The sequence below is a fragment of the Antarcticibacterium flavum genome, assembly GCF_006159205.1.
GTDB lineage: Bacteria > Bacteroidota > Bacteroidia > Flavobacteriales > Flavobacteriaceae > Gillisia > Gillisia flava.
In genome coordinates this window covers 512,675-527,679 of the sequence record NZ_CP040812.1, presented here as the reverse complement: position 1 = coordinate 527,679, position 15,005 = coordinate 512,675, and the positions used below count along the sequence as shown (strand labels likewise).

Below are 15,005 nucleotides of genomic sequence, written 5' to 3'. Positions count from 1 at the left end.
CAGGGAAACGGAAGTCGGACCGAACCATAGTAGTGATGATGTCCTGTGAAAGCAGGAAGGAGCGAAGGGTTCGGGTTATTCAGTTGAATGTTCACTACTACAACCGATAAAAAGGGATGATTAACAAATGAATGTACACGTAAAGAAAACAGTACCAATTGAGTTTTCACAGGTGGTGAAAGCTTACCGCAAGGTGAAAAAAGGGGGTAAAGCCGTTGGGATAGACAACCAGAGCTGGGTTGAGTTTGATAAACAAACTGAGCGCAATCTCTACGTTATCTGGAACCGATTAGCCTCTGGCAGTTACCACCCTCAGGCTGTCCGAGAGGTAGAGATACCTAAAAAGGACGGCAAGGTGCGCAAATTAGGAATCCCAACCCTTAAGGATAGAATAGCCCAACAGGTGTTGAAGGATTATATGGAAAAGCGGATAGACCGGCTCTTTCATGACAACTCGTATGGTTACAGGCCACTAAAGAGTGCACACGATGCCGTTGAACAGGTCAGGCAGAACTGCTTCAAGCAGGACTGGGTGATAGATATGGACATCAGTAAGTTCTTTGATGAAATGGATCACGAGTTGGTGCTAAAAGCGACCCAACACGTTATGGACGAAAAATGGGTGAAACTGTATGTAGAGAGATGGTTAAAGATGCCTGTCCAGAAGAAGGATGGCACCCTGCAACAAAAAGAAGGAAAAGGAACACCTCAGGGAGGTGTGATAAGTCCTTTGCTTGCCAATCTGTATCTACACTTCTCCCTTGATATGTGGCTGAGCAAACACTACCCTCAGGTAAACTTTGTTAGGTATGCAGATGACATCGTCATCCATTGCAACAGCAAGGAAGAAGCGGAAATGGTACTTGAGGCAGTCAAACAAAGACTGACTGAAGTAAAGCTACAGGTCAACGAATCCAAAACACGCATCGCTTACTGTAAGGATTACAAGCGGAAGGAAAAACACGAGACGGTCAAATTTGAATTTCTGGGCTTTAGCTATCAGCCAGGAGCGAGAATAGGAAAATTTGATGGTCAAATTTATACTGCCTTCACAGCAGAAATCAGTCAATCCAATCAAAAGCGGATTAGAGAGATTATTAGAGATAATAAGTTATGGAACAACACAACGTTGGATATAATGGACATAGCCAAAAGTCTCAATATGAAACTTATAGGTTGGATAAACTATTACAGTAAATACAGCAAAAATAAACTAAGACGCTCACTAATAAAGGTAGATTCACGACTGATCAAGTGGATGAAAAACAAATACAAGATCAACACCGGAAAATCTATCATTAAGCTCAAACAGATAAAACAGTTAAAACCCAACCTGTTTTATCATTGGCAAACTGGTTACTGTTGATTTATAAAGAATAACACGAGCCGTATGACGGGAGACTGTCACGTACGGTTCTGTGAGAGGCTTAGGGGTGAAACTCCCCTTTGCCTACTCGGCGTATACCTTTGCGTACTTTCCGGTAAAAATATTGCGAAGAGATGATCTTTTTTTAATTACGCTCAAACTTTCCACTCTCCACTTTCCACCTTTTTTAACCGAAAACTGACAACTGTTACGCAGCGATCCTATTTCAAAAGAAAATATAACTAACAAGCAATGTCCAAAGAATAATTAGTACTGGCCCCAAAAGTCCTACAAATACTCCTCCTAATCTAAATTCGCTTTGTTCAACCCTTCCGGTGCTGTAGACTATAGCGTTGGGTGGGGTGGAGACGGGAAGCAGGAGGGCGCAGGAGGCACAAAGGCCTATTGCGATTGGTAGGACTACCGGGTTTACGGCACCCGAAGCTGCTGAAAACGAAATTGCGATGGGAATGAGAATAGTAGTTGCGGCTGTGTTGCTCATAAAGTTAGAGAGTACTACAGATATGAAGCTGAAGAGTACAAGCAAAACATAAAAATTAATCTCTATAGTACTCATCTGGTCAATGAAGTATACGATCAATCCCTGCTCTTGTATGGCCAGGCCAAGGGACAAGCCTCCCGCCACAAGCATCAAAGTATCCCAGGGGAGGGTTCTTACCTCGTCTGCATCTATGATCCCCAGCATTGTTAGTCCCACTATAGGAACTCCGGATACCACCGCCACCGGAATCCCGGTCCATTGGGAGGTGAGCCAAAGGAATACTGTGAGGGTTAGAATTACCAGGACCACATTTTTCTGAATTATCTCTTCCGTGGGAATGGCTTCAAGTGCCGTCCGTTTTAAAAAATTAAGGGATAAAGTTTCATTTCCTATTCCATATTTCTTTATAAGGACAAGCCAGAATAAAAGTGTGAGCAGCAATGCTACCGGTATACCTACCAGCATCCATTCAATAAAACTTACCTGTATGCCTACAGCTTCCAGCGCACCCACAGCTATGGCATTGGGAGCAGAACCTATAATAGTTCCCATTCCTCCAATTGCTGCTGCGGCGGGAATACCCAGATATAGAATTTTGGACAGCTGCCTTCCTGAAGGCTGGTTGAGAAGAGGAGCAACTGTGGCGATCATCATTGCGGTAGTTGCTGTATTGCTCATTACCATTGAAAGTACTGCAGTAACCATCATAAGCCCCAGGACAATATATTTTGCCATAGAACCAAACCGGGGTGCCGCGATAAGGAGCAACCTGGTATCCAATCCTGTTTTTTTCATACCTGAAGCCAGGAAGAACCCACCAAGGAAAAGCCAAATAACCCCATCACTCCATGTTTGGACATATTGTTTTACATCCATAGTATCTTCCCTCCCCATTGTAAAGACGAGAAAGCCAATGATAAGTATTCCAACAGCAAAAGGTGGAATTGCCTCTGTAATCCAAAGTCCTATTGAAAGGAACAGGAGAAAGAGCACCAGGTGCTGGGTTTTTGCAAATTCCGGATCTCTTAAAAGAAAGGTAAGCAATGTGCTTACAATCACACAAACCAGGAACATCCCGGTTTTAGTTTCCCGTGCATAGCGAATGGGGAAGCCGGCGATTTGTTTTAGAGAATAATACCTGGAATCAGACATTAAAGGGGTGAGTTTCTTTATAAAGATAATAAGTATATCTGGAATAATTAATACACAGGGAATCTTATGAGTTAGCCTAAGGTATTTACAGGAATATTAGGTAATTTTGTGGCACTCCCGGATGATTTCTCTCCTAATGGTTTTCAATGACTGGAAACAATAAAGAAGGAATTGATAGATTAAATTTAAAATTACTTGAAATGCAATTAGAACAAATCACATCATCGCAACAGGCTATTGACCTGGAAGACAAACACGGAGCTCACAACTATCATCCCCTGCCGGTGGTATTAAGTAAAGGGGAAGGTGTCCACGTTTGGGATGTAGAAGGGAAGAAATATTATGATTTCCTCTCGGCATATTCAGCTGTGAACCAGGGTCATTGCCATCCAAGGATCGTAAATGCAATGTATGAGCAGGCTTCAAAATTGGGCCTTACCTCAAGGGCTTTTCACAATGATGTGCTTGGGCCATACGAGAAGTATGCTACAGAATATTTTGGATTTGATAAACTACTCCCAATGAATACGGGGGCAGAAGCTGTGGAGACTGCTATCAAGATCGCCAGGAAATGGGCTTATGAGAAAAAAGGTGTTAAGGAAACAGAAGCACAGATCATAGTTTGCGAGAATAACTTTCACGGTAGAACAACTACTATAATATCTTTTTCCAATGATGAAGGTGCCCGTAAGAACTTTGGGCCATACACGCCAGGGTTTTTAAAGATACCTTATGATGATACAGAGGCATTGGAAGAAACACTTAAGAATAATAAGAATATAGCAGCATTGATGCTGGAGCCAATACAGGGAGAAGCCGGGGTTTATGTCCCTTCTGAAGGTTATTTGTCACGAGCAAAAGCCTTATGTGAACAACATAATGTCCTTTTCATTGCAGATGAAGTACAAACAGGTATTGCCCGTACCGGAAAATTACTCGCAGTGGACCATGAAAATGTTAAGCCCGATATCCTTATACTTGGAAAAGCCATTTCAGGCGGGGTATATCCCGTATCTGCAGTACTGGCCAACAATGAGGTGATGGACGTTATACAGCCTGGACAGCACGGCTCCACCTTTGGTGGAAATCCTGTGGCATGTGCAGTTGCAATGGCCGCCCTGGAGGTGATCAAGGATGAGAACCTGGCAGAGAATGCTGAAAAGCTGGGGAATCTTTTCCGCAGAAAAATGAATGATTACATAAGAAACTCCTCTATTGTGAACCTTGTAAGAGGAAAGGGACTTTTAAATGCTATAGTGATCAATGATACTGAAGACAGTTCTACTGCCTGGGATATTTGTATGGCTTTAAAGGAAAATGGCCTGCTTGCAAAACCTACACATGGTAACATAATAAGATTTGCACCTCCTCTAGTAATGAATGAAGAGGAATTGCTGGATTGTGTCAATATCATTACAACCACCTTGAAGGATTTTGAGAAATAATTGAATTCATATTAGTAATAAGGCTGTCCCTGTTTTCGGGCAGCCTTTTTTTTATCAAAAATGGCCTCAGCCCAATTAAATTCCTTCCTGGAAAACCTCATTACGCCTGAACGTAAAGAAAAATTTGACAGGGTTATAAATTTAAGAACCAATCATTTTACTGTAGCTACAGAGGATGTTTACCAGCTGCATAATACCAGTGCCGTCATAAGAAGCTGCGACGTCTTTGGAGTGCAGAATATCCATGTCATCGAAGAGCGCAACCGCAGGAAGATAGACAGGGAAATAGCTATGGGGGCCCAGAAGTGGGTGAGTTTGAATCGGCACCATTCGAGCCGTGAATGTATTGCCCATTTACGGGAAAAGGGTTACCAGATAGTTGCCACGATCCCTCATGGAAAAGCTAGCAACCCTGGTAATTTCAATATAGAAAAACCATCTGCCTTCTTTTTCGGTACAGAACAGGACGGACTTTCAGCTGATGTTATAAATGAAGCCGATGAATTTTTGCAAATACCAATGGTGGGGTTTACAGAGAGTTTAAACATATCGGTTTCTGCAGCTATTATCCTTCAGCAACTTACCCAGCGGTTACGACAAAGTGATGTCCAATGGGAATTATCTGAAAATGAGAAAACTACTCTCAAATATGATTGGTTAAGTAAAAGTTTTAAAAATTTCCCTGAAATATTGAAAAGGTTTCAGGATAATGTGTATTTTCCTATTTTTATACCCCCTAAAGAAATTTAAATGACCCTCGTTTTTTATATTTTCATTGCCATCATCACGTTTTTTGCATTCTTGCATGCCTGGGCAAAGAAAGAATATGACATAAACAGGACAGTGGTTATAAATCGCCCCAAGGAGGAGGTTTTTAATTTTGTACGGCAACTGAAGAAGGAACGACAGTGGATGCCATGGTTTGTAAAAAATTTTGAAGGCATCCTTAAATATAAGGGGGAAGATGGAAAACTGGATTCTCTATTGTACTGGAGAGGCCACAGGAAATTTTATGAGGGTACCCAAAAGATCGTAAAGCTCAACCAGGGCAAAATAATGGAAACCCGGTTTCTTATTGTAAAACCCTTCAGGCTGGTAATACTGGAATACAAAGGTCTCAAGGAAATTGATGAAAATAAGACTAAAATGGTATGGGGAGTAAGAGGAAATTTGGCTTTCCCACTTTCTATTATATCACTTATTCATCCTGTTGATAAGGCTTATGGGGGTCAACTCGAAGAAGGTTTGAAGAACATTAAAACTATCCTGGAGTCCAAAAATGAAAAAGCTTCCGTTTAGGAAGCTTTTTATGTTTTATCTTTTTAATACCCGGAATTCTTCATAGCACCCACTTAGTGCATCCAGTATCTGGAGGTCGTTGGCACTTCTCATAAATGACTTGGAGTAATTGCAACGCGCCAGGATCTCGTCAATCTCGACATTGGTTATTTGAAGTACTGCTGCCAGGGTTTGCCTGTCATACTTGGACTTCAATAAATTCCTTATCTCATCATCATCCTTCATTTGCCGCAACTTTTTCATTTGCCGTGGCTTTGCACCAAATTGATTATAAAGTGCATCGGCGGGATTAAAGATCGCTCCGATTAATTTTGTGGCTGCAGAAGGAGAAGTATTTCCACCTTCATAGGAAGCATCAAGACCAGAAATGCTATAGCGGTAATTCTCATATATAGGAATATTCTTGACGTCTATTTCTAAATATCCAGTAAGCTGGATGGGTTTTACCACCACTTCTTCCAAAGCAATTCCCAACTCTGTCATCTTAACCTTAACAACCCCATATTTTAACCAGTCGTTTGTTACACGTACTTTAATGGTTCTGAAACCCAGGTATGAAAAATATAAAGTATCATTTACAGTGGCGGGTAGCTCAAAGTCTCCGTCCTCGCTGGAAGTTGTTCCTTTTACCTGGTTAAGGTTCACAATGTGCACGCTCTCCAGCGGGAGATCGTTTGCTGCATTGAGGACTTTTCCGGTTACAATATCCTGTTCCTGGGCAAAACCATAGAAACTTAATGCTAAGGAGGCTGTAAGGGTAAAAAGTAATCTCATATAGTAGAATACATTGGGAGTAATAGTACAGTAAATATTATACCAAAATACTCCCAATGATAATTTTTCTTATGATCTTCTTGATTTTCTTCTGTTCACAGAACTTTCTATGTTCTTTTTACGGCTTCCGCCTTTTCCTTTGGAGGAAGATTTGTCTCCACCTTCTTTAGGTTTGGCGCTTCTTCGTCTTCCTCCACCATCAGATGCACCGGCACCTTCACGTGGCTTAAACTCACCTCTGGGTTTCCTGCTTTTGCTTCTTCCTGAAGAGCGGCCACCGCCATCCTGGGAGATCTCAACGCTTATACGTCTTCCATGATGCTGGAAGTTCTCAAAAGTTGAAAGTACCTTGTCTGAAAATTCAGAGCTGGTATTAAAGAAAGAAAAACTATCCTTAACATCCACTCTTGATACATCATCACGACCCAGGTCCAGGGTTGCCTTAAGGAAATCCTTTAAGGTCATCCAGTCAAAATCGTCCTTTGCACCCACATTTATGAAGTACCTTGTAGAGTCACCACCAGAGGAACGATCATCACGCCCCGCAGAGGCATTCACGTTTAAATTAGAAGAATTCTTGTAATAATTAAAGAACCTGGTAAACTCAACAGAAAAGACTTTCTTTATAAGCTCTTCTTTGGTGAAATCCTGTAAAACCTCTTCTATACTTGGAAGGTATGGGTCTATATCGTGATTGATCTCTGTATTCTTAATATCGTTTGCAAGGTGGAACAACTGTACCCGGCAAATTTCCATTCCGTCTGGAATTTCTTTATGCTCAAATGGTTGTTTTATGATGCGTTCAATACTTTTGATCTTCCTCACCTCACTTTTTGATACGATCACCATGGAAACCCCGCTTTTTCCGGCACGGCCGGTCCTACCGCTACGGTGGGTATAAACTTCGGGTTCATCTGGTAATTGATAATGAATTACGTGGGTGATATCATCTACGTCAATTCCCCTTGCTGCAACATCTGTTGCCACAAGCATCTGGATCTGGCGGCTTCTAAAGCTTTTCATTACCAGGTCCCGCTGGTTCTGGCTAAGATCACCGTGTAATGCTGCTGCATTATATCCATCCTCAATAAGTTGTTCTGCTACTTTTTGAGTATCACGCTTAGTTCTACAAAAAACCACTGAAAATATATCAGGATTGGCATCTGCAAGCCTTTTAAGCGCAGAATATCTATCCCTTGAATTCACAGCATAATACTCATGGGATACATTTGATGTTCCCTGATTTTTGGTACCAACAGTGATCTCTACAGGAGTGCGCATAAATTTCTTTGCGATAGTAGAAACCTCTTTAGGCATTGTGGCAGAAAATAACCACGTATGCTTATCTTTTGGTGTATGCGATAAAATTGCAGTGATATCTTCAAAGAAGCCCATGTTCAGCATCTCATCGGCCTCATCAAGGATGCAAAATTCAATCTTTGAAATATCAACCAGGCGGCGGTTGATCATATCCTGCATCCTTCCCGGAGTAGCCACAATGATTTGAGCACCTCTCTGGATTTGTTTGGACTGGTCTGTAATGCTTGCGCCACCATATATAGCCACGGTATTTAATCCCGGCGTATATTTGGAATAGTTTTTAAGCTCATTGGTAATTTGTAAACACAATTCCCTTGTGGGAGATAGGATTAATCCTTGCGTATGCTTCTTATCTGCATTGATCTTTTGAATTAGTGGGAAACCAAAAGCAGCTGTTTTCCCTGTACCGGTTTGGGCAAGTGCCACCATATCGGTGTTTTCTTGCAATAAAATAGGGATTGCTTTCTCCTGTACCTCACTTGGACTCGTAAAGCCCATATCTTCGACAGCTTTAAGAATGGCAGGATTCAACCCTAATTGTTCAAATTTACTCATAAAAAATTTTAATAAGTTGCAAAGGTAAGCATTAGTTTACAGCTATTTGCAGAAATTTTAAATGAATAAAAATGAGCTATTTAGAGAGATATTCTATAAGATCTCTTAGTGCCTTTCCTCTATGGCTTAATATTGCTTTCTCCTCCATGCTCATTTGGGCAAATGTCTTATTACTTCCATCTGGCTGGAAGACAGGGTCATAACCAAAACCTTTATCGCCCCGTTTTTCCCGGGTGATAGTGCCGGTACAAATCCCCTGGAATAAAAACTGGTGGTCGTGCAGGTTAAGAGCTATGACAGTTTTAAATTGTGCTCTCCTGTTATCCTCATCTTTCAATTCTTCAAGCAGTTTTTGAACGTTATCTTCATTGCTTTTGCCTTCACCGGCGTATCGGGCAGAGTAAACCCCCGGTGCACCGTGAAGGGCTTCTACTTCCAGGCCTGTATCATCGGCAAAACAATCCAGCCTGTAATGCTCTTTAATATGATCTGCCTTTAGAATGGCATTCCCATCGATAGTATCAGCCGTTTCAGGGATCTCTTCAAAGCAGCCAATATCATCCAGTGAGAGCAATTCTATACTCTGGGGCATCAGAGCCTGTACTTCCTGTAGTTTGTTTTTATTGTGTGTTGCAAAAATAAGTTTCATTTAGAGGGGTTTTATCGATGGTGGTAGGGTTCGTTTCGTAAAATGGTAAAGCCACGGTATAGTTGCTCCACGAAGAATAGGCGTACCATTTGGTGGGAAAAAGTCATTTTTGACAATGATAATTTGGAATCGGCACGCTGGTATACCTCACTTGAGAACCCGTAAGGCCCGCCAATTATGAAAACAAGCTGCTTTAATCCACTGTTCATTCGTTTTTGAAGGAATTCTGAAAATCCTACTGAAGAAAATTGCTTGCCATTCTCATCAAGGAGAACCACAAAATCTGAAGCGGTTAGACGGCTAAGCAGCAATTCGCCCTCTTTTTGTTTTTGCTGATTTTCATCCAGGTTCTTTGCATTCTTTATATCTGGAATAAGTTCCAGCTCAAATTTGGTGTAAAACTGAAGACGTTTTATATAGACATTCGTTAGATCCTGAAGAGCAGGATCATCTGTTTTGCCTATACCCAGTAATTTTATGGTCATTTTCCTTAGACTTTGCTACATTTACAAAAATAACTATTGCAATGATCTCAAAGGCACAATTTGACAAGGAAATTGATTTAATTATTAAGAACGCTGTGAGGGAAGATGTAGGGGAAGGGGATCATAGCTCTATGGCCTGCATTCCCGAAAATGCCAAAGGCAGGGCGAAATTACTTGTGAAAGATAAGGGTTTGCTTGCGGGGGTAGAATTTGCAAAAATGGTCTTTGATTACGTGGATAGCAGCCTGGTTGTTGAACAGGTGCTTAAAGACGGGGATGCCGTAAAGAGAGGTGATATTGGTTTCTATGTTGAAGGTTCCTCCAGGTCTATCCTGAAGGCTGAAAGGCTGGTCCTTAATGGGATGCAGCGTATGAGCGCTATTGCAACTAAAACATACGAGTTTGCCAGCAGGCTGGAGGGCACAAAGACAAAGATCCTTGATACAAGAAAGACCACCCCGGGGATACGGGCCCTGGAAAAATGGGCAGTAACCATAGGTGGTGGTGAAAATCACAGGTTTGGATTATTTGATATGGTGATGCTAAAGGACAATCATATAGATTTTGCGGGTGGAATCACAGAGGCTATAAGGAAAACAAAGGATTATTTACATAGAAACAATCTTGACCTTAAGATCATTGTAGAGGCCCGGGATATGGAGGAGATCGAAGAGATCCTGCAATGCGGGGGCATTCATAGGATACTTATTGATAATTTTGATTTTGAGGAGACCAGGCAGGCAGTGAAGCTTATAAATAATAAATGTCAAACAGAATCCAGTGGAGGTATCACTCTGGAAACGGTGAGGAAATATGCAGACTGCGGTGTAGATTATGTATCCAGCGGGGCACTTACCCATTCTGTATATAATATGGACCTTAGTTTAAAAGCCGTGTAATAGATGCGCGTAAAGAAAAAGGCCACCACCTTGCTGGAAAGGTTCACTTCCTCCCTGGAAAGAAGGGCCCGTAAGGTAATCCTCCCGGGTATGGATGGCTTGAGCCTTTATGACCTTTGGGTGATCTACTCCGGTGGGATCATAGAAGGAACCTTCTCTACCAGGGCCAGTGCTATTGCTTTCAGTTTCTTTATGGCCATCTTCCCATTCCTGCTGTTCATTCTTAACCTCATTCCCTATATAACCATAATTGATGATTTCCAGATCGAGTTCCTAATCTTCATGGATTCGCTTTTACCACCTACGACTTCAGAAACTTTTGAGGACATTTTTCTGGATATAGCCAACAACCCTCGCGGTGGGTTGCTGTCGTTTGCGTTTATACTTTCAATTTTTTTAATGACCAACGGGGTTAATGCGATCTTTACAGGCTTTGAATTCTCATACCATACCCATAAGAACCGTTCTATTGTACGGCAGTATATTATAGCAGTGGGTGTCTCAATTATAATGGCATTGTTGTTGCTCATTACTGTGATAATCTGGGTTTATCTTACCTATGCGGTAGATGATCTAAGTGAACTGGGGGTGCTGTTTGAAAAGACCATCACCTCTCAATTTTTGATTTATACCGTATTGGTAATATTAATTTATATGGCGGTTGCAACTCTTTATTACTTTGGCACCAAAGAAGGAAGGCAAACGAGTTTCTTCTCTCCGGGTGCATTATTTACCACCGTCCTTATAATGGTTACAACATTTTTATTTGGACTTTATATTGAGAATTTTTCCTCGTATAACGAATTATATGGGTCCATTGGGGCACTATTAGTCCTTATGGTATATATTTGGTTAAATTCTAATATATTGCTGCTTGGCTTTGAACTCAACGCCTCACTTTTAAAAATGAGAAAGAATTTTAAATAGATTAATTATTATAAACTAAAACACAATGAAAAAAGCGTTTATCTTATTTTTTGCCATGGCTTTTATAGCTGTTGCCCCTGCACAAACAAAAGCTGGTGGAGCCACGATCCCTAACACTGTAAGTTTTGAAGGTGAAAAACTCGTTCTTAACGGGGTAGGGGTAAGGGAAAAATTTTGGATGGATATGTATGCGGGAGCACTGTATCTTAATAACAAATCTTCCAATGCCAATACCATTTTAAATGCCAATGAGCCCATGGCCATTAAATTACATATAGTGTCAAAACTTATATCCAGTGATAAAATGATAGATGCGGTGAATGAAGGTTTTGAAAATTCTACCAATGGTAATATCACTCCTATAAAGCCTGAAATAGATAAATTTATAAGCTTTTTTAGGGATGAAATAACCAAGGATGATGTTTTTGATATTGTATATCTTCCTTCAAAAGGTGTGATTGTTTACAAGAACGGAAATGAAAGAGGTACTATAAAAGGGATGGAGTTTAAGAAAGCTCTTTTTGGGATATGGTTATCTAACAACCCGGCAGATAAAAAACTAAAAGAGGGCATGCTTGGAAAAAAATAGTTTTGGTCTTAATGTAAGGGATAATTTAATTTTTAATTAAATATTGAGATGAAGAAGATCAAAAACATATGTTTGCTGGCTTTGTTATTTGTGGTAACTCACATGAACGGGCAAAGCGTATTCGGGAAATGGGAAACCATTAATGAAGAAACCGGTAAGCCTAATTCAATTATAGAAATATACGAGGAAGATGGCCGGGTGCATGGGAAAGTGGTTAGGATCCTTAAAAAGGAGGACCGGGATCGCACATGTTCCAATTGTGAAGGTCACTTGAAAGACAAGCCTTTGGAAGGCCTTGAATTGATGACCGGCCTTGAAAAAAACGGAAACGAATACTCCGGGGGAGTAATAGTAGATCCCGAGACCGGTAAGGAATACAAATGCAAAATATGGGTTGACGAGACTAATCCAGACCTGTTAAAAGTGAGGGGGTATATAGCCTTCTTTTATAAGACCAAGACCTGGCATCGCCTGGAATAAAGATTTTTCCATACTTTTAAAAACCATTCTTTTTTAAAGAGTGGTTTTTTATTTGGTATCAAAAGAAGTTTAAATTTGTGATCCCATAAACCTTCTATGAGTTTTTTTTTAAATGTTATCCTGCCATTACCACTTGAAAAGCGCTTCACCTATGAAATTAGCAGGGAGGAGGCCAGCTTTATTCAGCCGGGGATGAGAGTGGCAGTGCCGTTTGGAAAATCTAAAATATATACCGGTATTGTTGCTGAAGTTCATAACACCCCACCACAGTTATACGATGCTAAACCTATAGAACAGATCCTGGATAACGCTCCTGTGGTAACACCGGGCCAGCTGAAGTTTTGGAACTGGTTAGCCAAATACTATATGTGCAGTGAAGGCGAAGTGCTTAGAGCGGCATTGCCCGGCGGATTCTTGCTGGAAAGTGAGACTCTTGTCCAGCTTGGCAATACGAAGGAGGTGAATGAGGATGAGCTGGGAGATGATGAATACCTCTTATATGAAGCTTTGCAAAGACAATCTTCATTAAAGATAAAAGAGATCATCCAGCTGCTCGATAAAAAAACAGTCTTACCCGTTATCAACAAAATGGTTACCAGGGGCATCGTCGTGGTCAACCAGGAGATCTATGAGCAGTATAAGCCAAAGCTTATAAAATATGTAAAACTCAATAAGGAACATGCTTCAGAGGCTGCGATGCACGTACTTCTTGATGATTTAGGAAGAGCCCCTAAACAGCGGGAGGTGATCCTTACTTTATTCCAGTTGCAGGCCGGTTCTAAAAAACCAATAAAGCTCAAGAACCTTGTTAAGGCCAGTGGCAGTTCAGCAGCAGTAGTGAAAACCCTCATTGATAAAAAGGTTCTAATCGATTTTAAGCTTCAGGAGGACAGGGTGAGTTTTGAAATAAATAAATCCACTACCGTTTTGGAGCTTAATGAATGGCAGCAAAAGGCCTTAAGTGAGATCAAAAAACACTTTAATGAGAAGGAAGTATGTTTGCTGCACGGCATCACTTCTTCTGGAAAGACAGAGGTGTACATCAGGCTTATTGAAGCTGCCATTGCAAATGGAAAGCAGGTATTATACCTGTTACCGGAAATTGCCTTAACTGCACAACTGGTAGCCCGGTTGCAAGCCTTTTTTGGAGAAAAGGTGCTGGTATATCACAGCAAATATTCAGTGAATGAGCGCATGGAGATTTATGAGCACGTACTTAAAGCCAGTGAGAAAGCACAGGTGATATTGGGTGCAAGGTCCTCTTTGTTCCTGCCTTTCAATGATCTGGGATTAATAGTTGTTGACGAGGAACATGAAACCACGTTTAAGCAATTTGATCCCGCTCCAAGGTATAATGCCAGGGATGCAGCTGTTGTCCTGGCAAATATGCATGGGGCCAATCTCATTTTGGGTAGTGCTACCCCATCTATCGAATCCTATTATAATGCTTCACATGATAAATACCGGTTGGTAAACCTGGACAGGCGTTACGGGGAAGTGTTGTTGCCCGAGATTGAAATAGTAGATATTAAGGAAAAATACCGCAAGAAAAGAATGACCGGTCATTTTTCTGACCGCCTGCTGGAAGAGATCAAGCTTGCCCTCGCTGAAGAGGAGCAGGTGATCCTTTTTCAAAACAGGCGCGGCTATTCTCCTATCCTGGAATGTACCACCTGCGGTCATTCCCCGCAGTGTCCCAATTGTGATGTAAGTTTGACCTACCATAGCAATAGTAACCAGTTACGATGCCATTACTGTGGATATCACATTGCAATGCAGAAGAAATGTATGGCCTGTGACAGCCCCGAATTAACTACAAAAGGATTTGGAACAGAGCAAATTGAAACTGAACTTAAGGCACTACTGCCTGAGGCACGCATTGGAAGAATGGACCAGGATACTACCCGGGGGAAGCATGGGCATCAAAAGATCATTACCTCCTTTGAGCAGGAGGAGATAGATATCCTGGTAGGAACCCAAATGCTTAGTAAAGGACTGGACTTTAGGAAAGTGAGGCTCGTTGGAATTATGAATGCAGATACCCTGCTAAATTTTCCAGATTTCAGGGCTCATGAGCGCAGTTTCCAGTTGATGCTGCAGGTGGCAGGAAGAGCGGGCAGGACCAAAGATCGTGGTAAGGTTTTGATACAAACCTACAATCCGCACCATCAAATTGTCAAACAGGTATCGGTTAATGATTATAAGGGAATGTACAAAGAGCAACTGGAGGACAGGTACCAGTACCAATACCCGCCATATTATAAACTTATAAGGTTTACTCTTAAAAGCAGGGACTATAGTAAGACAAACGAAGCGGCAGACTGGCTTGCGAGGTCTTTGCAGAACGTTTTCAGGGAGCATGTTCTGGGCCCTGAATTTCCACCGGTTGCAAGGATAAGAAATGAATATTATAAGAACATACTGCTCAAGATCCCCCCAAAGCAATCTTTAGGTAAAACCAAAGCTTATATAGAGAAGATCATGGGTAGTTTTAAGGCTATAGGTGCCTGGAGAAGTGTGCGGGTGATCATCAATGTAGACCCTTATTAAAATAAAAAATCCT

General features: G+C 41.3%; 14 protein-coding genes. 9 read left to right on the top strand and 5 right to left on the bottom strand.

All coding sequences use genetic code 11. The annotated features are described in order from the left end of the window. The first annotated feature begins 127 nt into the window (after positions 1 to 127). On the top strand, positions 128 to 1,366 hold the full coding sequence (ltrA, locus tag FHG64_RS02405; RefSeq protein WP_139064915.1) for a group II intron reverse transcriptase/maturase: 1,239 nt from the start codon (positions 128 to 130) through the stop codon (positions 1,364 to 1,366). A gap of 226 nt (positions 1,367 to 1,592) precedes the next feature. Here the strand turns inward: ltrA and FHG64_RS02400 are convergent, their stop codons facing one another. Then, positions 1,593 to 3,020 carry an SLC13 family permease gene (locus FHG64_RS02400; protein WP_139064914.1) on the bottom strand — a complete coding sequence of 476 codons (1,428 nt, stop codon included), beginning with the start codon at positions 3,018 to 3,020 and terminating at the stop codon, positions 1,593 to 1,595. A 200-nt stretch (positions 3,021 to 3,220) separates the two neighbouring features. Here FHG64_RS02400 and rocD point away from each other — a divergent pair, with 200 nt between their 5' ends. From rocD to FHG64_RS02385, 3 genes are read left to right on the top strand one after another with little or no spacing between them, the layout of a single operon-like run. Next, positions 3,221 to 4,465 (top strand): ornithine--oxo-acid transaminase, encoded by a 1,245-nt coding sequence (rocD, locus tag FHG64_RS02395; protein ID WP_139064913.1) that lies wholly within the window; start codon positions 3,221 to 3,223, stop codon positions 4,463 to 4,465. Between the two features lie 60 nt (positions 4,466 to 4,525). Then, positions 4,526 to 5,215 (top strand): TrmH family RNA methyltransferase, encoded by a 690-nt coding sequence (locus FHG64_RS02390; protein WP_139064912.1) that lies wholly within the window; start codon positions 4,526 to 4,528, stop codon positions 5,213 to 5,215. Then, positions 5,216 to 5,764: an SRPBCC family protein gene (locus FHG64_RS02385; RefSeq protein WP_139064911.1), complete on the top strand. Its 549-nt coding sequence runs from the start codon at positions 5,216 to 5,218 to the stop codon at positions 5,762 to 5,764. A gap of 15 nt (positions 5,765 to 5,779) precedes the next feature. Here FHG64_RS02385 and FHG64_RS02380 read toward each other — a convergent pair whose 3' ends face one another. The 4 genes from FHG64_RS02380 to rlmH all read right to left on the bottom strand — a co-directional run bounded on the left by FHG64_RS02380 (position 5,780) and on the right by rlmH (position 9,547). Further along, entirely contained in the window at positions 5,780 to 6,538 is a 759-nt protein-coding gene (locus tag FHG64_RS02380; protein WP_139064910.1) for a carboxypeptidase-like regulatory domain-containing protein, read from the bottom strand. Between the two features lie 69 nt (positions 6,539 to 6,607). After that, the gene (locus FHG64_RS02375; RefSeq protein ID WP_139064909.1) at positions 6,608 to 8,413 is read right to left on the bottom strand and encodes a DEAD/DEAH box helicase; all 1,806 of its coding nucleotides are present in this window, start codon (positions 8,411 to 8,413) and stop codon (positions 6,608 to 6,610) included. A gap of 76 nt (positions 8,414 to 8,489) precedes the next feature. Then, on the bottom strand, positions 8,490 to 9,062 hold the full coding sequence (locus FHG64_RS02370; RefSeq protein WP_139064908.1) for a non-canonical purine NTP diphosphatase: 573 nt from the start codon (positions 9,060 to 9,062) through the stop codon (positions 8,490 to 8,492). Positions 9,063 to 9,073: 11 nt separating this feature from the next. Next, positions 9,074 to 9,547, bottom strand: a complete 474-nt coding sequence (gene rlmH, locus FHG64_RS02365) for a 23S rRNA (pseudouridine(1915)-N(3))-methyltransferase RlmH (protein ID WP_139064907.1) — start codon at positions 9,545 to 9,547, stop codon at positions 9,074 to 9,076. 41 nt (positions 9,548 to 9,588) lie between these two features. Between rlmH and nadC the strand changes: the two genes are divergently transcribed. From nadC to priA, 5 genes are all read left to right on the top strand, one after another. Beyond that, the gene (gene nadC / locus FHG64_RS02360; RefSeq protein WP_139064906.1) at positions 9,589 to 10,446 is read left to right on the top strand and encodes a carboxylating nicotinate-nucleotide diphosphorylase; all 858 of its coding nucleotides are present in this window, start codon (positions 9,589 to 9,591) and stop codon (positions 10,444 to 10,446) included. Positions 10,447 to 10,449: 3 nt separating this feature from the next. Beyond that, complete coding sequence (locus tag FHG64_RS02355) at positions 10,450 to 11,373, top strand: YihY/virulence factor BrkB family protein (RefSeq protein ID WP_139064905.1); 924 nt, start codon at positions 10,450 to 10,452, stop codon at positions 11,371 to 11,373. Between the two features lie 25 nt (positions 11,374 to 11,398). Continuing rightward, positions 11,399 to 11,962, top strand: coding sequence for a chalcone isomerase family protein (locus tag FHG64_RS02350; RefSeq protein WP_139064904.1), 564 nt, complete (start codon positions 11,399 to 11,401; stop codon positions 11,960 to 11,962). Positions 11,963 to 12,010: 48 nt separating this feature from the next. Then, positions 12,011 to 12,442 carry a DUF2147 domain-containing protein gene (locus tag FHG64_RS02345; protein WP_139064903.1) on the top strand — a complete coding sequence of 144 codons (432 nt, stop codon included), beginning with the start codon at positions 12,011 to 12,013 and terminating at the stop codon, positions 12,440 to 12,442. 96 nt (positions 12,443 to 12,538) lie between these two features. Further along, positions 12,539 to 14,992 carry a replication restart helicase PriA gene (gene priA, locus FHG64_RS02340; protein ID WP_139064902.1) on the top strand — a complete coding sequence of 818 codons (2,454 nt, stop codon included), beginning with the start codon at positions 12,539 to 12,541 and terminating at the stop codon, positions 14,990 to 14,992. The last annotated feature ends 13 nt before the right edge of the window (positions 14,993 to 15,005 follow it).

Bases quoted from the DNA above. Each gene is read 5' to 3' on its own strand.
- ltrA (WP_139064915.1), top strand. From the start codon at position 128: ATGAATGTACACGTAAAGAAAACAGTACCAATTGAGTTTTCACAGGTG.
- FHG64_RS02400 (WP_139064914.1), bottom strand. From the start codon at position 3,020: ATGTCTGATTCCAGGTATTATTCTCTAAAACAAATCGCCGGCTTCCCC.
- rocD (WP_139064913.1), top strand. From the start codon at position 3,221: ATGCAATTAGAACAAATCACATCATCGCAACAGGCTATTGACCTGGAA.
- FHG64_RS02390 (WP_139064912.1), top strand. From the start codon at position 4,526: ATGGCCTCAGCCCAATTAAATTCCTTCCTGGAAAACCTCATTACGCCT.
- FHG64_RS02385 (WP_139064911.1), top strand. From the start codon at position 5,216: ATGACCCTCGTTTTTTATATTTTCATTGCCATCATCACGTTTTTTGCA.
- FHG64_RS02380 (WP_139064910.1), bottom strand. From the start codon at position 6,538: ATGAGATTACTTTTTACCCTTACAGCCTCCTTAGCATTAAGTTTCTAT.
- FHG64_RS02375 (WP_139064909.1), bottom strand. From the start codon at position 8,413: ATGAGTAAATTTGAACAATTAGGGTTGAATCCTGCCATTCTTAAAGCT.
- FHG64_RS02370 (WP_139064908.1), bottom strand. From the start codon at position 9,062: ATGAAACTTATTTTTGCAACACACAATAAAAACAAACTACAGGAAGTA.
- rlmH (WP_139064907.1), bottom strand. From the start codon at position 9,547: ATGACCATAAAATTACTGGGTATAGGCAAAACAGATGATCCTGCTCTT.
- nadC (WP_139064906.1), top strand. From the start codon at position 9,589: ATGATCTCAAAGGCACAATTTGACAAGGAAATTGATTTAATTATTAAG.
- FHG64_RS02355 (WP_139064905.1), top strand. From the start codon at position 10,450: ATGCGCGTAAAGAAAAAGGCCACCACCTTGCTGGAAAGGTTCACTTCC.
- FHG64_RS02350 (WP_139064904.1), top strand. From the start codon at position 11,399: ATGAAAAAAGCGTTTATCTTATTTTTTGCCATGGCTTTTATAGCTGTT.
- FHG64_RS02345 (WP_139064903.1), top strand. From the start codon at position 12,011: ATGAAGAAGATCAAAAACATATGTTTGCTGGCTTTGTTATTTGTGGTA.
- priA (WP_139064902.1), top strand. From the start codon at position 12,539: ATGAGTTTTTTTTTAAATGTTATCCTGCCATTACCACTTGAAAAGCGC.